At 71.2% G+C, this 18827-nt stretch carries 21 protein-coding genes; 15 read left to right on the forward strand and 6 right to left on the reverse strand.

What is annotated here, in order from left to right:
• The first annotated feature begins 38 nt into the window (after positions 1–38).
• The 5 genes from ACH49X_RS27665 to hisH all read left to right on the forward strand — a co-directional run bounded on the left by ACH49X_RS27665 (position 39) and on the right by hisH (position 5659).
• On the forward strand, positions 39–1670 hold the full coding sequence (locus tag ACH49X_RS27665; RefSeq protein ID WP_195082706.1) for a serine/threonine-protein kinase: 1632 nt from the start codon (positions 39–41) through the stop codon (positions 1668–1670).
• Positions 1671–1899: 229 nt separating this feature from the next.
• Entirely contained in the window at positions 1900–3237 is a 1338-nt protein-coding gene (hisD, locus tag ACH49X_RS27670; protein ID WP_357109494.1) for a histidinol dehydrogenase, read from the forward strand.
• Entirely contained in the window at positions 3234–4367 is a 1134-nt protein-coding gene (locus ACH49X_RS27675) for a histidinol-phosphate transaminase (protein WP_195046268.1), read from the forward strand. The genes hisD and ACH49X_RS27675 overlap by 4 nt, the downstream gene beginning before the upstream one ends.
• A 45-nt stretch (positions 4368–4412) precedes the next feature.
• On the forward strand, positions 4413–5027 hold the full coding sequence (hisB, locus tag ACH49X_RS27680; RefSeq protein ID WP_195082708.1) for an imidazoleglycerol-phosphate dehydratase HisB: 615 nt from the start codon (positions 4413–4415) through the stop codon (positions 5025–5027).
• Entirely contained in the window at positions 5024–5659 is a 636-nt protein-coding gene (gene hisH, locus ACH49X_RS27685) for an imidazole glycerol phosphate synthase subunit HisH (RefSeq protein ID WP_357208578.1), read from the forward strand. The genes hisB and hisH overlap by 4 nt, the downstream gene beginning before the upstream one ends.
• 43 nt (positions 5660–5702) lie before the next feature.
• On the opposite strand, the gene ACH49X_RS27690 is transcribed toward hisH, so the two are convergent.
• Positions 5703–6164 carry a hypothetical protein gene (locus ACH49X_RS27690; RefSeq protein WP_195082710.1) on the reverse strand — a complete coding sequence of 154 codons (462 nt, stop codon included), beginning with the start codon at positions 6162–6164 and terminating at the stop codon, positions 5703–5705.
• Between the two features lie 381 nt (positions 6165–6545).
• Positions 6546–7064: a nuclear transport factor 2 family protein gene (locus tag ACH49X_RS27695; protein WP_357208575.1), complete on the reverse strand. Its 519-nt coding sequence runs from the start codon at positions 7062–7064 to the stop codon at positions 6546–6548.
• A 267-nt stretch (positions 7065–7331) separates the two neighbouring features.
• Between ACH49X_RS27695 and priA the strand changes: the two genes are divergently transcribed.
• The 5 genes from priA to hisI are packed head-to-tail and all read left to right on the forward strand — an operon-like array spanning position 7332 to position 11057.
• A complete protein-coding gene (gene priA / locus ACH49X_RS27700) occupies positions 7332–8063 on the forward strand; it encodes a bifunctional 1-(5-phosphoribosyl)-5-((5-phosphoribosylamino)methylideneamino)imidazole-4-carboxamide isomerase/phosphoribosylanthranilate isomerase PriA (protein WP_039797252.1) in 732 nt (243 codons plus the stop codon).
• Positions 8060–8875 (forward strand): inositol monophosphatase, encoded by an 816-nt coding sequence (locus ACH49X_RS27705; RefSeq protein ID WP_357208572.1) that lies wholly within the window; start codon positions 8060–8062, stop codon positions 8873–8875. The genes priA and ACH49X_RS27705 overlap by 4 nt, the downstream gene beginning before the upstream one ends.
• Before the next feature lie 4 nt (positions 8876–8879).
• On the forward strand, positions 8880–9653 hold the full coding sequence (hisF, locus tag ACH49X_RS27710) for an imidazole glycerol phosphate synthase subunit HisF (protein WP_067809507.1): 774 nt from the start codon (positions 8880–8882) through the stop codon (positions 9651–9653).
• A 59-nt stretch (positions 9654–9712) separates the two neighbouring features.
• A complete protein-coding gene (locus ACH49X_RS27715; RefSeq protein ID WP_195082713.1) occupies positions 9713–10657 on the forward strand; it encodes a TIGR03564 family F420-dependent LLM class oxidoreductase in 945 nt (314 codons plus the stop codon).
• A gap of 52 nt (positions 10658–10709) precedes the next feature.
• Positions 10710–11057, forward strand: a complete 348-nt coding sequence (gene hisI, locus ACH49X_RS27720) for a phosphoribosyl-AMP cyclohydrolase (protein ID WP_195082714.1) — start codon at positions 10710–10712, stop codon at positions 11055–11057.
• A gap of 6 nt (positions 11058–11063) precedes the next feature.
• Here hisI and ACH49X_RS27725 read toward each other — a convergent pair whose 3' ends face one another.
• From ACH49X_RS27725 to ACH49X_RS27740, 4 genes are all read right to left on the reverse strand, one after another.
• Positions 11064–11522, reverse strand: coding sequence for a MarR family winged helix-turn-helix transcriptional regulator (locus tag ACH49X_RS27725; RefSeq protein ID WP_195082837.1), 459 nt, complete (start codon positions 11520–11522; stop codon positions 11064–11066).
• A gap of 172 nt (positions 11523–11694) precedes the next feature.
• A complete protein-coding gene (locus ACH49X_RS27730) occupies positions 11695–12249 on the reverse strand; it encodes a permease (RefSeq protein WP_357109504.1) in 555 nt (184 codons plus the stop codon).
• A gap of 60 nt (positions 12250–12309) precedes the next feature.
• Positions 12310–12765 carry a peroxiredoxin gene (locus tag ACH49X_RS27735; RefSeq protein ID WP_195082716.1) on the reverse strand — a complete coding sequence of 152 codons (456 nt, stop codon included), beginning with the start codon at positions 12763–12765 and terminating at the stop codon, positions 12310–12312.
• A gap of 133 nt (positions 12766–12898) precedes the next feature.
• The gene (locus tag ACH49X_RS27740) at positions 12899–13210 is read right to left on the reverse strand and encodes a hypothetical protein (protein ID WP_195082717.1); all 312 of its coding nucleotides are present in this window, start codon (positions 13208–13210) and stop codon (positions 12899–12901) included.
• 189 nt (positions 13211–13399) lie between these two features.
• On the opposite strand from ACH49X_RS27740, the gene ACH49X_RS27745 reads away from it, so the two are divergent.
• The 5 genes from ACH49X_RS27745 to trpA all read left to right on the forward strand — a co-directional run bounded on the left by ACH49X_RS27745 (position 13400) and on the right by trpA (position 18826).
• On the forward strand, positions 13400–14959 hold the full coding sequence (locus ACH49X_RS27745) for an anthranilate synthase component I (protein WP_357208569.1): 1560 nt from the start codon (positions 13400–13402) through the stop codon (positions 14957–14959).
• Positions 14956–15768 carry a TIGR02234 family membrane protein gene (locus ACH49X_RS27750; RefSeq protein ID WP_357208565.1) on the forward strand — a complete coding sequence of 271 codons (813 nt, stop codon included), beginning with the start codon at positions 14956–14958 and terminating at the stop codon, positions 15766–15768. Before ACH49X_RS27745 ends, ACH49X_RS27750 begins: the two co-directional genes overlap by 4 nt.
• 183 nt (positions 15769–15951) lie before the next feature.
• Positions 15952–16770 (forward strand): indole-3-glycerol phosphate synthase TrpC, encoded by an 819-nt coding sequence (gene trpC, locus ACH49X_RS27755; protein ID WP_039797261.1) that lies wholly within the window; start codon positions 15952–15954, stop codon positions 16768–16770.
• Positions 16767–18029 (forward strand): tryptophan synthase subunit beta, encoded by a 1263-nt coding sequence (gene trpB, locus ACH49X_RS27760; protein WP_195082720.1) that lies wholly within the window; start codon positions 16767–16769, stop codon positions 18027–18029. The genes trpC and trpB overlap by 4 nt, the downstream gene beginning before the upstream one ends.
• Positions 18026–18826 (forward strand): tryptophan synthase subunit alpha, encoded by an 801-nt coding sequence (gene trpA, locus ACH49X_RS27765; protein WP_195082721.1) that lies wholly within the window; start codon positions 18026–18028, stop codon positions 18824–18826. The genes trpB and trpA overlap by 4 nt, the downstream gene beginning before the upstream one ends.
• Position 18827 lies beyond the last annotated feature (1 nt).

Genomic DNA, 18827 nt, shown 5'->3' on the forward strand with positions numbered 1-18827 from the left:
CCCGCTACACTCATCCCCGGACCGCGTGAGTAATCAATATGCGGGATGTCACGATTTCGAGAAGGTTCGGAGTAGGCGCCATCGATACCGGTCAGTTGATCGCGGAGCATTACCGCCTGGTCGAGCGGATTGGTAGCGGCGGCACGGGCGTGGTCTGGCGTGCCGTCGACGAACGCCTCCAGCGCTCCGTGGCCGTCAAGCAGATCCACATCCAGCCGAGCCTGCCCGAGGCCGAACGGGACGTGGTGCGCCAGCGTGCGATCCGGGAGGCGCGCAACGCCGCCCGCTTCCAGCATCCGAACGCGATCGTCGTGTTCGACATCACCGAGCACGAGGGCGACCCCTGCCTGGTGATGGAGTACCTGAAATCCAAGAGCCTCGCCGCGGTGATCGCCGCGCAGGGCACCTTGCCGCTGACCCAGGTGGCGCGGATCGGCGAGCAGGTCGCTTCGGCGCTGATCGCCGCGCACCAGGCGGGCATCGTGCACCGCGACGTGAAGCCGGGCAACATCCTGCTCGACGATCACGGCACGGTGAAGATCACCGACTTCGGCATTTCCCGCGCCACCGGCGACGTCACGCTCACCGAGACCGGACTGATCTGCGGCACCGCCGCCTACCTCGCGCCCGAGGTCGCCCGCGGATCCGATCCCAGCCCCGCCTCCGACGTGTTCGCGCTGGGCGCCACGCTGTTCCACGCGCTCGAGGGCGAACCGCCCTACGGGGCGGGCTCCAATCCGCTCGCAGTGCTCTACGCCGCCGCGAACGGGCAGCTGAGCGAACCGCGCAACGCCGGTCCCGCCACGGATTTCCTGCTCGACCTGCTCAGCCCCGAACCGCGCGAGCGTCCGAGCATGCGGGCGGCGCGTGATCATCTCGCCGCGTTCGCCGACGCCGGTCCCGCCCCGGTGGCGGCCGGGTTCGTGCCAGCCAGCGAGGCGTTCGCCCGGCCGCGGGCGGGCCAGTCCGAATCGGCGACCCGCGAGCTGCGGCCGTCGGCGATGGCCTCGGCGCCCTACACGCCGACCGAGCGTCAGCCGCGACCCCGACCCACGCCCCCGCCTCCGGCGCAGCCGGACACCGCGTCGCATCCACGCACCATGGCGCAGCCGCGCCCGGTGCAGCGGCAGGGATCGGGCGGCAAACGCCGCGCGATCCTGATCGGCGCGCTGATCGGCGCGGTCGCCGTGGTGGTGGCCGTCGCGGTGAACATGATGAGCTCGTCGGGGTCGGGCACCAGCGCGGCCCAGGGCAGCACGTCCTCGGCGGTCGCGTCGACGCGGCCGGGCGCGAACACGACGTCGGCCGCCGCCGCGGTGGGCGAGACGAAAAGCGTCGGCAAGGCCGACCCGCGGCAGTCCATCGATCTGGTGGTGAACTTCTACAACAACCTGACGTACTTGAGCTTCTCCGCCGCGTGGAAGCAGCTGACGCCCGCCGCCCAGCAGGTGTTCGGCAGCCAGCAGGCCTTCGAGGACTACTGGACGCAGAACCGGGTCACGGGCTTCAACACCGTCGACGCGGCCGGTGGCGGTTCGGGCAGCAACGCGGACGGTTCGGTGGACGTCAATGTCGCCAGCGTGACCTACGGCGGCCAGAACAAGTCGGTGACGCTCCGGTTGATAAACCCCGGCAACGGGTCCGTGCTCATCGACAGCGACACCCGCTGACGCGAGCGCCGGAACCGGCCTCGCCGACCGGCTCGGACACCACCGGCCAGCGATGAAGCGACGCGCCCAGGTCCGCCGCGGTAACGGCGTCGTCGCGCGGACCTGCGCACACAGGTCCCCTGCGCCCCCGCCGCCCGGACCACGCGGATAACGGCTGGCGTCGCCCCATTAGGCTGGTAACGGCAACTTTCCTGTTGCGCGATCAGCTGGAGACAAGGACCGACACCACATGACAACCCGCATCGAGCTCGCCCGCGTCGATCTGCGCGGTCGCACTCCCTCCGTCGCCGAGCTGCGCGCCGCGCTGCCGCGCGGGGGAGTCGACGTGGACTCGGTGCTGCATCAGGTGCGTCCGGTGGTCGAGGCGATCCGTGATCACGGTGTGTCGGCGGCGCTGGAGTTCAGCGAGCGCTTCGACGGCGTCATCCCGGCGACGGTGCGGGTGCCGGCGGCCGAGCTGGAATCCGCCCTGCAGCGGCTGGACCCCGCCGTCCGCGCCGCGCTGGAGGAATCCATCGCCAGGGCGCGCAAGGTGCACGCCGACCAGCGGCGCGCCGACAAGACCACCGAGGTGGTGCCGGGCGGCACCGTCACCGAACGCTGGGTGCCCGTCGAGCGGGTCGGCCTGTACGTGCCGGGCGGCAACGCCGTCTACCCGTCCAGCGTCGTGATGAACGTGGTGCCGGCGCAGACCGCGGGCGTCGGCTCGCTGGTGGTCGCCTCGCCGCCGCAGGCGCGGTTCGGCGGGCTGCCGCACCCCACCATCCTGGCCGCCGCGCAGCTGCTCGGCGTCGAGGAGGTGTGGGCGGTCGGCGGCGCCCAGGGCGTCGCGCTGCTGTCCTACGGCGGCGTCGACACCGACGGCGCGCAGCTGGAACCGGTCGATCTGATCACCGGGCCCGGCAACATCTACGTCACCGCGGCCAAGCGGCTGTGCCGCGGCCTGGTCGGCATCGACGCCGAAGCCGGGCCCACCGAGATCGCCGTCCTCGCCGACGCGACCGCCGATCCGGCGCACGTCGCCGCCGACCTGATCAGCCAGGCCGAGCACGACGTGCTGGCCGCGAGTGTGCTGGTCACCGACAGTGAGCAGCTGGCCGACGCGGTGGACGCGGCGCTGACCGCGCAGCTGGGGGTGGTCAAGCACGCCCACAGGGTGAGCGAGGCGTTGCGCGGCAAGCAGTCGGGCACCGTCCTGGTCGACGACATCGAGCAGGGCCTGCGCGTGGTGAACGCCTACGCCGCCGAGCACCTGGAGATCCAGACCGCCGACGCGCCCGCGGTCGCGGCCAGGGTGCGCAGCGCGGGCGCGGTGTTCGTCGGCGCGTACGCCCCGGTCAGCCTGGGTGACTACTGCGCGGGCTCCAATCACGTGCTGCCCACCGCGGGCTGCGCGCGGCACTCCTCCGGCCTGAGCGTGCAGACCTTCCTGCGCGGCATCCACGTCGTGGAGTACACCGAAGCGGCGTTGAAGGACGTCGCGGGCCACGTGGTAGCGCTGGCCGACGCCGAAGACCTGCCCGCCCACGGCCAGGCCGTGCAGGCGCGTTTCGAGGCACTGTCGTGACCCGCGCGGTGAGCGCGCCCGGCGCGGACCTGACCTTGGACGAGCTGCCGCTGCGGGACAATCTGCGTGGCAAGAAGCCTTACGGCGCACCGCAGTTGACGGTTCCGGTGCAGCTGAACACGAACGAGAACCCGCATCCGCCGAGCCGGGCCCTGATCGACGACGTCGCCGAGTCGATCCGGGCGGCCGCCGCCGACCTGCACCGCTACCCGGACCGCGACGCCGTCGCGCTGCGCACCGACCTGGCGCGGTATCTGACCGCGCAGACCGGCGTCGCGGTGCAGACCGGCAATGTGTGGGCGGCCAACGGCTCCAATGAGATCCTGCAGCAGCTGTTGCAGGCCTTCGGCGGGCCGGGCCGCAGCGCTTTGGGTTTCGTGCCCTCGTACTCGATGCACCCGATCATCTCCGAGGGCATCGACACCGAGTGGATCGAGGCCGAGCGCAACGCCGACTTCTCCCTCGACATCGAGCACGCGCTGGCCGCCATCGCCGAGCGCAGGCCGGACGTGGTGTTCGTGACCAGCCCGAACAATCCCACCGGGCACAGCATCCCGCAGGACGAGCTGGCCCGCATCCTCGCGGCCGCCCCCGGCATCGTGGTGGTCGACGAGGCCTACGGCGAGTTCTCCGCGCAGCCCAGCGCCATCGGGCTGATCGACCGGTTCCCCGCGAAGCTGGTGGTGACCAGGACGATGAGCAAGGCCTTCGCGTTCGCAGGTGGGCGGCTCGGTTATCTGGTCGCCGCGCCCGCGGTGATCGACGCGATGCTGCTGGTGCGGTTGCCCTACCACCTGTCGGTGGTCACCCAGGCCGCGGCGCGCGCGGCCCTGCGGCATGCCGACGAGACCCTCGGCAGCGTGGCCGAACTGGCCGCGCAGCGCGACCGGGTGGCGGCCGCGCTGCGGGAACTCGGGTACGACGTGATCCCCAGCGACGCCAACTTCCTGCTGTTCGGCCGCTTCACCGACGCGGCGGCCACCTGGCAGCGCTATCTCGATCACGGCGTGCTGATCCGCGACGTCGGCCTGCCCGGCTACCTGCGCACCACCATCGGCCTCGCCGCCGAGAACGACGAACTGCTGCGGGTCAGCGAGCTGCTGGCGGGCACCGACCTGGCACCGCGATGAACCAGCGCCGAACAGCCTTCGGCGCCGACCCGATTGGACGTGAGCATGAGTAGGACCGCCCGGGTGGAGCGGGTCACCAAGGAATCCAGCATCGTCGTCGAGCTGGATCTGGACGGCACCGGCAAGACCGAGATCGCCACCGGCGTCCCCTTCTACGACCACATGCTGACCGCGCTCGGCGCGCACGCGAGCTTCGACCTGACCGTGCGCGCGGAGGGCGACATCGAGATCGAGGCCCACCACACCGTCGAGGACACCGCGATCGTATTCGGCCAGGCGCTGGGCAAGGCGCTGGGCGACAAGGCGGGCATCCGCAGGTTCGGTGACGCCTACATCCCGATGGACGAGACGCTGGCGCACGCCGCGGTCGACGTGTCCGGCCGCCCCTACTGCGTGCACACCGGAGAGCCGGATCATCTGGTGCACACCGTGATCCCCGGTTCCGGGCCGGGCGCGCCGTACTCGACTGTGCTCAACCGCCACGTCTTCGAGTCGATCGCGCTGAACGCGCGCATCGCGCTGCACGTGCGGGTGCTCTACGGCCGCGACCAGCACCATGTCACCGAGGCCGAATTCAAGGCGGTGGCGCGCGCGCTGCGCACCGCCGTGGAGCTCGATCCCCGGGTGAGCGGGATCCCGTCGACGAAGGGAACGCTGTGACCGCCAAATCCGTCGCCCTGCTCGACTACGGGTCGGGGAATCTGCACTCCGCCGAACGCGCCCTGGCCAGGGCGGGCGCGCGGGTCGAGGTGACCGCCGACCCGGAGACGGTGCTGGCCGCCGACGGTCTGGTCGTGCCCGGCGTCGGAGCGTTCGCGGCGTGCATGGCGGGACTGCGCGAGGTGCGCGGCGAGCGCCTGATCGGTCAGCGGCTGGCCGGCGGGCGGCCGGTGCTCGGCATCTGCGTGGGCATGCAGATCCTGTTCGAGCGCGGCGTCGAGTTCGGCGAGGAGGCCGACGGGTGCGCCGAATGGCCCGGCACGGTCGAACGGCTGTCCGCGCCGGTGCTGCCGCACATGGGGTGGAACACCGTCTCCGCCCCGTCCGACAGCGTGCTGTTCGCGGGCTTGGACGCCGAGACCCGGTTCTACTTCGTGCACTCCTATGCCGCGCAGAGCTGGGATCTGCCGCCCGCCGAGCACTTCGCCGCGCCCAAGCTGACCTGGGCCGAGCACGGTGTGCCGTTCCTGGCGGCGGTGGAGAACGGCGCTCTGTCGGCGACCCAGTTCCACCCGGAGAAGTCCGGCGACGCGGGCGCCCAGCTGCTGCGCAACTGGGTGAACGCCCTGTAGGGCCGGTCCCGCGCGCGCCGAGCGCACGGGACCGCCCGTCCGGTCAGTGCTTCCTGACCTTGCTGACCAGCCAGCGCCCGTCGACGTGCTCCACCGTCACGGTCATCGACATGCGGCCGGTCTGCGGGAGACCGTCGGTCTCGTCGCTGGTCACCGTCCGCACCACGTCGACGTCCACCTCGGCGCGGTTGTCGTCACCGGAGACGATGCGGCAATCGGCCGAGTTGGCCTCGGCGCGGATGTGCGCGGCCTCCGCGCTCGACTGGATGTTGGCGCGGAAGCTCTCGAACTCGGACCGGAATTCCCCGGTGCTGAGGTCGAGCATCCGCCGGGCGTGGTCGCCGAACCGCGCGTAGTCGTAAGTCGCCGCGGCGGAGCCGAATTCGCATCCGGCCAGGCGCGCCTCCTCGGGCGGCGCGGCGGTGGCGGCGGGTGCGGCGACGAAGGCCGCGGAGCAGGCGGCTGCCGAAAGGGACAGGGCGGCAGCGAGTTTGGATCGTGACATGCACTTCCTCGGTGCGAAATGAAAGCGGCGAACGGGATGATCACCGAGCGGAGACGATACCGCCCGCGCGGCACGGCTCGCGGCGAACTCGTGGCGAATCGCCCCTCCGCGCCGTCGTGACGTTTTCGTGGTCCGGGCGGGCGGGCGGATCGCCGCGCATGGGATGTTCTCGAACCCCGGCCGGCATTCGAGGCCGGCGGCTTCCGGGTAGACCCTGACTCGTCTATTGGGGGCTCGTTCCGGATCCGCCGGCTGCGGCCCGGAATCTACCGTCGACGCGAGGAGGTCGACATGAGAAGCGTCACTGTTCCGCTGACGACGGGGTGCGCGGTGCTCGCCGCCCTGGCCTGCTACCGCGCACGCGTGCTCGCCGCGCGGTGATCACGGGCGCTTGCCGGTGGACCAGACGGGAGTGGTCTGCACCCGGGACAGGCGCCAGCCTTCGCCGGTACGGACCGCGTCGAAGCGGTAGACCTCGCCCAGGGTGTAGACCGGCGGCGGAGGCGTGCCGTCGGAGGTGGCGAGCGCGAACGTGGCGATCAGGTTGGCCCTGACCTCCGCCGTGTCGCCGTGCAGGTCGATCAGCACGTTGCCGACGACGTGCTGGATGCGCAGGTGTTCGCCGTGGTTGCAGCTCGCCTGGGCGATCAGCGCGTCGCGTCCCTCGGCCGTGCCGCCGGGCGTCTTCGCGGTCGCGCCGGGGGTGTAGATCGCCCGCAGGTCGTCGAAGCGTCCCTCGTCCAGGGCACGGCCGAGTCGGTCGACCAAGGCGGTGATCTCCTGACGGTCCATCAGTTCCCGCAGTTGCGCCGTCGGCGTCGCGGTGGCGGAGGCGCAGGCCGCGGTGAGTGCGGCCAGCGGGAGGGTCAGCAGGGGCAGGGCGAGCCGGAGTCCGCGCATGGGAGGCACCTTTCGAAAAATGTTGGCTGATCCAACGTTGGCTCTGCCAACGTATCAGGTCGTGGGTGGCCCCAACAAGTCTGGGGGGAGTGGTTCTCGCGCAGCACGTGCTCCGTGCCTGCGCCCCGATCTGATCCGTACGTTGCGAGACGGGGACCGATCGCGGGCGCCGACCGGCGCGCGCCGACCGGTCCGGATCCGTGATCGAGGTCCCATCCGCCCAGGCCCTGCGCCCGGACGCCGCCGGGTAACCACTAGGCTGCTCTCGTGAGTCTTGTGCTGCTACCCGCCGTCGATGTCGCCAACGGAGAGGCCGTGCGCCTCGTACAAGGAGAAGCCGGAAGCGAAACCAGCTACGGCTCGCCTCGGGAGGCGGCGCTGGCCTGGCAGGAAGCGGGCGCGGAATGGGTGCACCTGGTCGACTTGGACGCGGCCTTCGGACGCGGCTCGAACCGGGAACTGCTCGCGGGCGTCGTCGGTGAACTCGACGTCAAGGTGGAACTGTCCGGCGGCATCCGCGACGACGAAAGCCTGGAGGCGGCCCTCGCCACGGGCTGCGCCCGGGTGAACCTCGGCACCGCCGCGCTGGAGGACCCGGTCTGGTGCGCCAAGGCCATCGCCCGGCACGGCGAGCGCATCGCCATCGGCCTCGACGTGCGCATCGTCGACGGCGAGCACCGGCTGCGCGGCCGCGGCTGGGTCAGCGACGGCGGCGACCTGTGGGAGGTGCTCGAGCGCCTGGAGCGCGACGGCTGCTCGCGCTACGTGGTGACCGACGTGACCAAGGACGGCACGCTCACCGGCCCGAACCTCGACCTGCTGCGCGAGGTCTGCGCGGCCACCGACGCCCCGGTCATCGCCTCCGGCGGCGTCTCCACCATCGCGGACCTGGTCGCGATCGCCGAACTGGTGCCGGAAGGCGTCGAGGGCTCGATCGTCGGCAAGGCGCTCTACGCGGGCCGGTTCACCCTGCCCGAGGCGCTGGCCGCGGTGAGATGACCCAGGATCTGTCGAGACTGCTCGCGGAGGCGAGCGAGGTCCTCGACTCGGTGCGCCCTCGGTTCATCGAGGGCATCGGCGCGCCGAGCGCGGTCAGCAAAGGCCGCAACGACTTCGCCACCGAGCTGGACCTGGAACTGGAGCGCACCGTCTCCGCCGAACTGCGCAGGCGCACCGGCATCGAGGTGCACGGTGAGGAATTCGGCGGGCCGCAGCTCACCTCGGGCACCGCATGGGTGCTCGACCCGATCGACGGGACCTTCAACTACTCGTCCGGGCATCCGCTCTCCGGCATGTTGCTTGCGCTGGTCCGCGACGGGGAGCCGGTGCTCGGGCTGACCTGGTTACCGCTGCTCGGCCGCCGCTACGCCGCCATGATCGGAGGCCCCGTGCTGCTGAACGGCCGAGCGCTGCCGCCGCTGCCGCGCGGCAGACTGGCCGAGGCGATGATCGGCTTCGGCGCGTTCAACGTCGACTCGCACGGCCGCATCCCCGGCCAGTTCCGCTTCGACCTGCTCGGCCCGCTGAGCAGGCTGTCCTCCCGGGTGCGCATGCACGGCTCGACCGGCATCGATCTGGCGTTCACCGCCTCTGGCGTGCTCGGCGGCGCGATCGTGTTCGGGCACCATCCCTGGGACAACGCGGCGGGCGTCGCCCTGGTGCGCGCGGCGGGCGGAGTGGTCACCGACCTGGTGGGCAGGCCGTGGACCATCGCCTCCGGCTCCGTGCTGGCGGCCGCGCCCGGCGTGCACGAAGAACTGCTCGACATGATCTGCACGGTCGCCGACCCGGCGGCCGCGGAGAAAGGGTGAGGCAATGACGTTGGCCGTACGGGTGATTCCGTGTCTGGACGTCGACGCGGGACGCGTGGTCAAGGGCGTCAACTTCGAAAACCTGCGCGACGCGGGCGATCCCGTCGAACTGGCCGCGCTCTACGACGCGCAGGGCGCCGACGAGCTGACCTTCCTCGACGTGACCGCCTCCACCGGCGACCGCGGCACCATGATCGACGTGGTGACCCGCACCGCCGAGCAGATCTTCATCCCGCTCACCGTCGGCGGCGGGGTGCGCACGGTCGAGGACGTGGACCGCCTGCTGCGCGCGGGCGCGGACAAGGTCTCGGTGAACACCGCCGCGATCGCGCGGCCGGAAGTGCTGCGCGAGATGTCCGAGCGCTTCGGCTCCCAGTGCATCGTGCTGTCGGTGGACGCGCGCACCGTGCCGGACGGGCAGCCGCCGACCCCGTCCGGGTGGGAGGTGACCACGCACGGCGGCAAACGCGGCACCGGCATCGACGCCGTCGAATGGGCCGTGCGCGGCGCCGAACTCGGTGTCGGGGAGATCCTGCTCAACTCGATGGACGCCGACGGCACCAAAGCCGGTTTCGACCTGCCGATGATCCGCGCCGTGCGGGCGGCGGTCACCGTGCCGGTGATCGCCAGCGGCGGTGCCGGCGCGGTCGAGCACTTCGCCCCCGCGGTGCACGCGGGCGCCGACGCGGTGCTCGCGGCCAGTGTGTTCCACTTCGGTGATCTCACCATCGGCCAGGTCAAGGACTCGATGCGGGCGGAGAAGATCGTCATCCGGTAGCGATTGGCGGAAATCCGCCGCGCAGGAAGGCGGGTGGTCCCGGTGCGGTTGCATCGGGCATGACCATCGGAATCGTGCTCTCGCCGTCGGCCATCGATGCCACCGGCAACGCCGTGGACACGGCGGTGGCGCTGGGTGCGGCGGCGGCCGCCGCGGGAGTCTCGTCGGTGTGGCTGGGCCAGCGGCTCAGCTACGACGCCATCGCGCTGGCGGGGATCGTCGGCCGTGCCGTGCCCGGACTGACGGTCGGCACCTCCGCGGTGCCGATCACCGCCCGTCATCCGCTGCTGATCGCCAGTCAGGCGCAGACAGCGCAGGCGGCCACCGGAGGCCGGTTCACCCTCGGGCTCGGCCTCGGCGCGAGATTCCTCGCCGAACCGGTGTTCGGTGGATCCTTCGACCGGCCGATCACCCGACTGCGCGAGTTCCTCACCGCGTTGCGCACCGTCCTGCACACCGGCACGGTGGATTTCCACGGCGAGACGCTCACCGCCGCGGCGCCGCTGCCCGCCGCGGTGGCCGGGGCGCGTCCGCCCGCGCCGATCCTGGTGGCCGCCATGGGCCCGCAGGCCCTGCGCGTCACCGGTGAGCTGGCCGACGGCACCCTGCCCTACCTGGTCGGCCCGAAGGCGCTGGGGGAGCACATTGTCGCACCCATCACCGCGGCGGCCGAGCGGGCCGGTCGCCCCGCGCCGCGAATCACCGTCCTGGTCCCCGGCGTGGTCACCGCCGACGTCGACGCCGCCCGTGCGGCCGCCGCGGCCCAGACGGCGTTCTACGACGACATCCCGTCCTACGCGCGGGTGATCGAGTTGTCCGGCGCGTCGCGGGCGGCCGACCTGGTGGCGATCGGCGACGAGGAATTGATCGCGGCCCGCGTCGCGGAGTACTTCGCGGCGGGCGCGACGGAGGTGGTGTTCGCGCAGACCGATCTGACCACGCCGGAGGACCAGCGACGCACCTGGGAGGTGCTCGGCGAACTCCAGCGCTCCCGCGTGGGCTGATCGCGGCACTCCGGTCGCGCCTGCTCGCGGACGCTCCTGTTATAACGGTGCCATGAGTCTCGACCCCGCCATCGCCGCCCGTCTCAAGCGCAACGACGCCGGGTTGGTGTCGGCCGTCGCGCAGGAACGCGCCACCGGCGACGTGCTGATGGTCGCGTGGATGGACGACGAGGCGCTGGCGCGCACCCTGGAAACTCGTAAGGCCACGTACTATTCGCGGTCGCGGCGGCAGTACTGGGTCAAGGGGGAGACCTCCGGCCACACCCAGTACGTGCACGAAGTGCGGCTCGACTGTGACGGCGACACGATCCTGCTGATCGTCGACCAGGAAGGCGCGGCCTGCCACACCGGCACGCACACCTGCTTCGACTCGGACGTCCTGCTGGCCGCGCGCTCCTGAACCCGCTCAGGAGTCCCCGTTCCGGCGCTGGGAATCGTCGCGGTTCGCGGGCGTGAGTTCGCCGAGCCGGTCGAGCGCGTCGGCCAGCCGCGCGGCCAGCAGTTCGCCGAGTTCGGCGACCTGCGCCTTCTGCGCCTCGTCCAAGCCGTCGAAGACCAAGTGCCGCACGGCTTCCAGATATCCGGGGGCGGCTTCGACGACCTTGCGGTACCCGTCGTCGGTGAGAACGGCGTGCACGCCGCGCCGCCCCGCCGTCACCGAACGCTGCGCCCAGCCCATGCGCTCCAGCTTGGACACCACATGCGACAACCGCGATAACGATGCATTTGCCTTGTGGGCAAGCTCACTCATCTGCAGTCGGTGGCCCGGTTCCTCCGACAACAGTGTCAACACCCAGTACTCGAAATGCGTCACGCCGGACTCGCGCTGCAGCTGGGTGTCGAGAGCTCCTGGCAGCCGCGTCATCAGCGCCACGATCGCACGCCACGCGCGTTGTTCGACCGGGTCGAGCCACTTCGTCACTGTGTGCCTTCTTTCAAGCCGAGTGACGTGGATTCGCGTGCACAGTCACCCGCGACATCGAGTTTGCCACGACTTCGCTCGACCGTCATAAAGATGCTGCGTGAGGTGAGTTCACTCACACGGGCCGCGACGTCGTGTCCTCGGTTTCCGGCGTGCCCGGGTGCGTGCGCCGCCACCTGCGCAGCAGCAACAGCGCGACGGCGAGCAGGAACAGCAGCGTCGCGATGACCGCGCCGGTGAGCATCGCGCCACGGAACGCGGGCGCGTCGACATCCAGGATCCGCTCACCCGCGTGCGCGGCGCTGCTGTTGCCCAGCACGATGGTCAGCGTCATCAGGCTGGGCAGCGCGAACAGGATCGCGACGACCACGGCCGCGCCCGCCGCGAACCTACCCCCTTTGCGCCGCCACACCAGCACGGCGAAAAGCAGCAGGAAAAGCGTGAGGATGGTGAACAATCCGCCGTAGCACAGGCCCCAACCGATGCCCTTGGCGAAACTTCCGTGCACCATCGATCCGACCCGCTGCGCCCACCAGCGCGGGATGAACGCCGACAGGATGAAGTACAGGACGACGAGGACGGCCACTAGCGCCGCACCGCCGATGATCCGGGTGCGCCAGGCGGATGCCGTGGATTTGCGCTCGACCGGCTGACCCTCGGTGGAAGTCATGGATCCAGCCTAGGCCGCGGCATTGCCCGACCGTGGCTGCGAACGCGGCGCGGCGCGCGACTAGCGGCTGCGCAGGTAGTTCAGTGCTTCGTCGGCATGCACGGCGGCGCGCAGCTCACCGGTGATGACCTTGCGAATGGTGCGGTCTGTGTCGATGACAAAGGTTTGCCGCTTCACCGGCGCGAGTTTGCCCAGCAGTCCGCGCTTGACGCCGAACTTCGCGGCGACGGCGCCGTCGGCGTCGGAGAGCAACGGGTAGCCGAGGCGCTGCTTCGCGGCGAATCCGGCTTGGGTGTCCACGTTGTCGGTGCTGATGCCGACACAGGTGGCGCCGAGCGCGGCGAATTCGGCGGCCAGGTCACGGAAGTGACAGGCCTCAGCCGTGCAGACGGGCGTATTGGCCGCGGGATAGAAGAAGAGGACCAGCGGGCCGTCCGCGAGCAGAGCGTCGAGCGAGCGGGGAGCGCCGGATTGATCGGGAAGCTCGAAGTCAGGGGCGAGCTGTCCTTGCTGCATACCCGGGAACACTACCGCGCGGTCGGTGCGAACGGGTATCTCGCGCGGGGGCGGACCTGATGCTCGTGCCCGGCATGCGCCGCTTGCGATCCGATCGCGGCGCCGGTGATTCGGGCACGAGCCGAGGGGACGGCTACGCGCCGATGAGCGCCGCCACCTCAGGGTTCTTGATCGCCATCACATCGAGGATGCCGTGTGCGCGCAGGAACGGCCGCAGCTCCTTGATGCGATCGCTGTGGACGGCGTATTCGTCGGGGAAGCGGTTCTTGTCGAGAGACTCCAGTGCTTTGACGTAGGTGACGAAGGACGCGAGCGCGTTGCCTGGGGCGCCTTGCCGGTGGGTCGGCTGACCCGGGCCAGCGGTGCGCGCGGCTTGCAGGCGAGCGACGGGGTGGTTCGGGACGTGCCGAGGACCCTCGGGCGCTACCGATTGCGAGGGGTACATCAGTTGTCTCCTCTCGAGATGGATACCGCATGCGACGTGGAACGCCGCGAGTGTAGTGAGCCGCGCCACACCTCCGGCGACCGCGTGGGAACCGGACGGTCGACCTGATTTGTCCGGTTTGCCGCGCCGGGTCGTCGCGTGGGCGGCACCGCTCACCGGCCGGCCGGTCCGGCCTGGGATGATGAGTGCATGCCAGGCGCGTCCACTCCCACGACCACGACCCGCGAACAGTTCCATCAGCTGGCCGCGGAGCACCGGGTGGTCCCGGTGACCCGAAAGGTCTTGGCGGACTCCGAGACTCCGCTGTCGGCCTACCGCAAGCTCGCGGGCGACCGGGCGGGCACCTTCCTGTTCGAGTCCGCCGAGAACGGCCGGTCCTGGTCGCGCTGGTCGTTCATCGGCGCGGGCAGCCCGTCGGCGCTGACCGTCGTCGACGGCGAGGCGGCCTGGCTGGGCAGTGTCCCGGCCGACGCGCCCTCCGGCGGCGATCCGCTGGTCGCGCTGCGCGAGACGCTGGAGCTGCTGCGCACCGAGCGCCTGCCCGGCCTGCCGCCGCTGACCGGAGGCATGGTCGGATACCTCGGCTACGACGCGGTGCGCCGGATGGAGCGGCTGCCCAGCCTGGCGCTGGACGACCTGCGACTGCCGGAGATGGTGTTGCTGCTCGCCACCGACCTGGCCGCGTTCGACCATCACGAAGGCGCGATCACGCTGATCGCCAACGCGGTGAACTGGAACGGCACCGCCGAGCGCGTCAACGAGGCATACGACGACGCGGTGGCCCGGCTGGACCGGATGACCGCCGCGCTCGGCGCGCCCGCCGACTCCACCGTGTCGGTGTTCGACCGGCCCGAGCCGCGATACCGGCGCAGGCGCACCACCGAGGAGTTCGGCGCGGGCGTGCGCCGCCTGGTCAAGGAGATCGAGGCGGGCGAGGCGTTCCAGGTGGTGCTGTCCCAGCGTTTCGAGATGGACTACGACGGCGCGCCGATCGATCTGTACCGGATGCTGCGCGCGTCGAATCCGAGCCCGTACATGTACCTGCTGCACGTCCCGGACGGCACGGGCGAGACCGCGTTCTCCATCGTCGGCTCCAGCCCCGAATCGCTGGTCACCGTGAAAGACGGCGTGGCGACGACCCATCCGATCGCGGGCACCCGCTGGCGCGGCGCCACCGAGGAGGAGGACCTGCTGCTGGAGAAGGGCCTGCTCGCCGACGAGAAGGAGAACGCCGAGCACCTCATGCTCGTCGACCTGGGCCGCAACGACCTGGGCCGGGTGTGCGAGCCGGGCACCGTGCGGGTCACCGAGTACCGGCACATCGAGCGCTACAGCCACGTCATGCACCTGGTGTCGACCGTGTCAGGCCGGTTGGCGCCCGGCCGGATCGCGCTGGACGCGGTGCGGGCGTGCTTCCCCGCGGGCACGTTGTCCGGCGCCCCCAAGGTGCGCGCGATGGAGCTGATCGAGGAACTCGAACCCACCCGGCGCGGCATCTACGGCGGCGTCGTCGGGTACCTGGACTTCGCCGGTGACGCGGATACCGCCATCGCCATCCGCACCGCGTTGCTGAAGGACGGCACCGCCTACGTGCAGGCGGGCGCGGGCATCGTCGCGGACTCGGATCCGGAGTACGAGGACGTGGAATCGCGCAACAAGGCGATGGCGGTGCTCAAGGCGATCGCGGCGGCCGGGACGGTGCGGGCCTACGGCGCCGAACCGGGTACGGCGGACGGCGGACCGCTATGACGGCTGCCCCTGACGACGAACCGGGCCGGGCGCGGGAACCGGACACCGGCGCGCCGGCGCGGCCGGAAGCCGCTCCGGCGGCGGACGCTTCCCCGTCGGCCGGAACGGAAGGCGCTGCGCGCCGCAACCATCCCGTTCTCCCCGTGGCGCTGCTCGCCGTCGCCGCGGCCGCGCTGTGGGGGTCGTCGCGGATGACGTGGGTGACGGTCACCTCGTCGGACGGTCTCACCCAGCCCCGCACCGATCATCTGAACGGCGGTGTGTGGTTCGGCGCGCTGACGCCGCTCGCACTGGTCCTGCTCGCCTCGATCGCGGCCGTGCTGGCCACCAAGGGCTGGTTGCGCCGTGTGGTCGGCGTGCTGATCGCGTTGGTCGCCGCGGTGGCGGCGGTGCCCGCGTTCGCGCTGCTGACCGAGTCCGGCCAGATCGCCGAGCGGGCCGCGAAGCTCGCCGAACTCCCGGCGCGCGCGCAGGTCGAGACGGTGACCACGGCGGCGTTCCCCGCCGTGCTCGCGCTGCTCGGCGCGATCGCCGCGTTCGGCGCGGGCGCGCTGCTGGCCCGCATGCCCGCCGAGACGGCGCGGCTGTCGGGCAAGTACGACAACCCGGTCTTCCGGCGCGCCGCGGCCACCGCGCAGGTCACGCAGCGGCGCGCGCAGTCCACGGACGACCGGTCGGCGCCACAGCTGTCCGAGCGCGTGCTGTGGGACGCGCTGGACGCCGGCACCGACCCGACCGACGAACCCCCGGCCGGGCAGACGCCTCCGGAGGATTCCGGCCACGGTGAGGCAGGCCGCCGTGATCGCTGAGCTATCCGCGCGCGGCGAGTGTGGCGGGTGCCACCTTGCGCCGAGCCCTTCCGCATGGTCCAACCACGGCCCCGGCGGATACGCGCCCGGTAGGTCCATTTATTCTTTGACAGCATCGGTGAGACAGCGCCTGGGGGGATTCTCAGGTAGCAAGTCCGTCTCCCCAGAAAGGATTCGAGCCAGATGACGGTACTCGACTCGATTCTCGACGGGGTCCGCGCGGATGTGGCCGCTCGGGAAGCCCTGCTGGACTTCCAGGCGGTCAAGGCGGCCGCCGCAGCGGCGCCCGCGCCGCTGGACGCCCGCGCGGCGCTGCTCGAGGACGGCATCGGCGTCATCGCCGAGGTCAAGCGAGCAAGTCCGTCCAAGGGCGAGCTGGCGGACATCCCGGACCCGGCGAGTCTGGCCAAGGCCTACGAGGACGGTGGCGCGCGGATCATCAGCGTGCTCACCGAGGGCCGCCGCTTCAACGGGTCGCTGGACGACCTGGACGCGGTCCGCGCCACGGTGAGCATCCCGATCCTGCGCAAGGATTTCGTCGTCGGCCCGTATCAGATCCACGAGGCGCGCGCGCACGGCGCGGACGTCATCCTGCTGATCGTCGCGGCGCTGGAGCAGGACGTGCTGTCGTCCCTGATCGACCGCACCGAGTCGCTTGGCATGACCGCGCTGGTCGAGGTGCACACCGAGGAGGAGGCCGACCGCGCGCTGGAGGCGGGCGCGTCGGTGATCGGCGTGAACGCGCGCAACCTGAAGACGCTCGAGGTCGACCGCGACGTCTTCGCCCGGATCGCGCCCGGATTGCCCACCGAGGTGATCCGGATCGCCGAGTCCGGCATCCGCGGCACGGCCGACCTGCTGGCCTACGCGGGCGCGGGCGCGGACGCCGTCCTCGTCGGCGAGGGTCTGGTGACCAGTGGCGACCCCCGCGCGGCGGTCTCCGAACTGGTGACCGCGGGCACCCACCCGTCCTGCCCGAAGCCGGCGCGGCGGGGCCGGTGACCGGCGTGGCGGTACCCCAGGCCAGCGACGGAGTCGCCCAGCGCAGTGGACACGAGCCCGACGTGGGCGGGCACTTCGGCGTCTACGGCGGCAGGCACGTGCCGGAGGCGTTGATGGCGGTCATCGAGGAGGTCACCGCCGAGTACGAGAAATCGAGGCTCGACGACTCCTTCCTCAACGAACTCGACCGGCTGCAACGCGACTACACCGGCCGCCCGTCGCCGGTGTTCGAGTGCAAGCGGCTGTCCGAGCACGCGGGCGGGGCCCGCATCCTGCTCAAGCGCGAGGACCTGAACCACACGGGCTCGCACAAGATCAACAATGTGCTCGGCCAAGCGCTGCTGGCCAAGCGGATGGGCAAGACCAGGGTCATCGCGGAGACCGGCGCTGGCCAGCACGGCGTCGCCACGGCGACCGCCTGCGCGCTGCTGGGCCTGGACTGCGTCGTCTACATGGGCGCGGTCGACACCGCGCGCCAGGCGCTCAACGTGGCGCGGATGCGCCTGCTCGGCGCCGAGGTGATCTCGGTGACCTCCGGTTCGCAGACGCTCAAGGACGCCATCAACGAGGCGCTGCGCGACTGGGTGACCAACGCCGACGACACCTACTACTGCTTCGGCACCGCCGCGGGCCCGCATCCGTTCCCGATGCTGGTGCGCGATTTCCAGCGCATCATCGGCATGGAGGCACGCGCCCAGGTGCAGGCCGCCACCGGGCGGTTGCCCGACGCGGTCGTCGCCTGTGTCGGCGGCGGATCCAACGCCATCGGCATCTTCCACGCGTTCCTCGACGACACCGACGTCCGGTTGATCGGATACGAGGCGGCCGGTGACGGCGTCGACACCGGCAGGCACGCGGCCACCTTCACCGGCGGGACGCCGGGAGCGTTCCAGGGCGCGTACTCGTACCTGCTGCAGGACGAGGACGGCCAGACCATCGAGTCGCATTCGATCTCGGCGGGCTTGGACTACCCCGGCGTCGGCCCCGAGCACGCCTACCTCAAGGACATCGGCCGCGCCGAGTACCGGCCGATCACCGACACCGAGGCGATGGACGCCCTGCTGCTGCTCAGCCGCAAAGAAGGCATCATCCCGGCGATCGAGTCGGCGCACGCCGTGGCGGGCGCCCTGCGACTGGGCAAGGAACTCGGCGAGGGCGCGATCATCCTGGTGAACCTCTCGGGCCGGGGCGACAAGGACATGGATACGGCAGCGCGGTGGTTCGGGCTGTTCGACGAGCCGAAGGAGCAGGGCCGGTGAGTCAGCAGTCCCGCTTGGCGAACACCTTCGCCGCCTGCCGCGCCGATGGCCGCGCGGCACTGATCGGCTACCTGCCCGCGGGCTATCCCGACCTGGCCGGTTCCATCGAGACCGTGCGCGCGATGGTCGCAGCGGGGTGCGACATCATCGAGGTCGGCGTCGCCTACTCCGATCCCGTGATGGACGGACCGACCATCCAGGCCGCCGCCGAGCAAGCGCTGCGCGGCGGTGTGCGGGTGCGCGACGTGTTCTCGGTGGTCGAGGCGATCACCGGCGCCGGAGGCCAGGCAGTCGTGATGAGCTACTGGAATCCGGTGCTCAAGTACGGCGTGGATCGCTTCGCGCGGGATCTGGCCGCCGCGGGCGGCGCGGGCATCATCACCCCCAACCTGATCCCGGACGAGGCCGACGACTGGTTCGTCGCCTCCTCCACGCACAACCTGGACCGTATCTTCCTGGTCGCGCCGTCGTCCACCGAGGAACGCCTGGTGAAAACGCTCGAGGCCAGCCGAGGTTTCGTCTACGCCGCCTCCACCATGGGCGTGACCGGCGCGCGGGACGTGGTGTCTTCGGCCGCGCCCGCCTTGTGCGCGAGGATCCGGGCCCACTCCGACATCCCGATCGGCGTCGGCCTCGGTGTCCGCTCGGGTGAGCAGGCCGCCGAGATCGCGTCCTACGCCGACGGGGTCATCGTCGGCTCGGCGCTGGTCACCGCGGCGGGCCAGGGACTGGACGCGGTGCGTGCGCTCACCGCGGAACTGGCCGAGGGCGTGCGTTCGGCGACCGTGGCGTCCTAGC

This window comes from Nocardia sp. NPDC019323 (assembly GCF_044389845.1).
Taxonomy (GTDB): Bacteria; Actinomycetota; Actinomycetes; order Mycobacteriales; family Mycobacteriaceae; genus Nocardia; species Nocardia implantans.

Bases quoted from the DNA above. Each gene is read 5' to 3' on its own strand.
- ACH49X_RS27715 (WP_195082713.1), top strand. From the start codon at position 9,713: ATGACCATCGGAATCGTGCTCTCGCCGTCGGCCATCGATGCCACCGGC.
- ACH49X_RS27750 (WP_357208565.1), top strand. From the start codon at position 14,956: ATGACGGCTGCCCCTGACGACGAACCGGGCCGGGCGCGGGAACCGGAC.
- hisB (WP_195082708.1), top strand. From the start codon at position 4,413: ATGAGTAGGACCGCCCGGGTGGAGCGGGTCACCAAGGAATCCAGCATC.
- hisI (WP_195082714.1), top strand. From the start codon at position 10,710: ATGAGTCTCGACCCCGCCATCGCCGCCCGTCTCAAGCGCAACGACGCC.
- ACH49X_RS27665 (WP_195082706.1), top strand. From the start codon at position 39: ATGCGGGATGTCACGATTTCGAGAAGGTTCGGAGTAGGCGCCATCGAT.
- ACH49X_RS27695 (WP_357208575.1), bottom strand. From the start codon at position 7,064: ATGCGCGGACTCCGGCTCGCCCTGCCCCTGCTGACCCTCCCGCTGGCC.
- ACH49X_RS27705 (WP_357208572.1), top strand. From the start codon at position 8,060: ATGACCCAGGATCTGTCGAGACTGCTCGCGGAGGCGAGCGAGGTCCTC.
- ACH49X_RS27745 (WP_357208569.1), top strand. From the start codon at position 13,400: ATGCCAGGCGCGTCCACTCCCACGACCACGACCCGCGAACAGTTCCAT.
- ACH49X_RS27730 (WP_357109504.1), bottom strand. From the start codon at position 12,249: ATGACTTCCACCGAGGGTCAGCCGGTCGAGCGCAAATCCACGGCATCC.
- trpC (WP_039797261.1), top strand. From the start codon at position 15,952: ATGACGGTACTCGACTCGATTCTCGACGGGGTCCGCGCGGATGTGGCC.
- hisD (WP_357109494.1), top strand. From the start codon at position 1,900: ATGACAACCCGCATCGAGCTCGCCCGCGTCGATCTGCGCGGTCGCACT.
- hisF (WP_067809507.1), top strand. From the start codon at position 8,880: ATGACGTTGGCCGTACGGGTGATTCCGTGTCTGGACGTCGACGCGGGA.
- ACH49X_RS27735 (WP_195082716.1), bottom strand. From the start codon at position 12,765: ATGCAGCAAGGACAGCTCGCCCCTGACTTCGAGCTTCCCGATCAATCC.
- ACH49X_RS27690 (WP_195082710.1), bottom strand. From the start codon at position 6,164: ATGTCACGATCCAAACTCGCTGCCGCCCTGTCCCTTTCGGCAGCCGCC.
- ACH49X_RS27725 (WP_195082837.1), bottom strand. From the start codon at position 11,522: ATGACGCGGCTGCCAGGAGCTCTCGACACCCAGCTGCAGCGCGAGTCC.
- ACH49X_RS27740 (WP_195082717.1), bottom strand. From the start codon at position 13,210: ATGTACCCCTCGCAATCGGTAGCGCCCGAGGGTCCTCGGCACGTCCCG.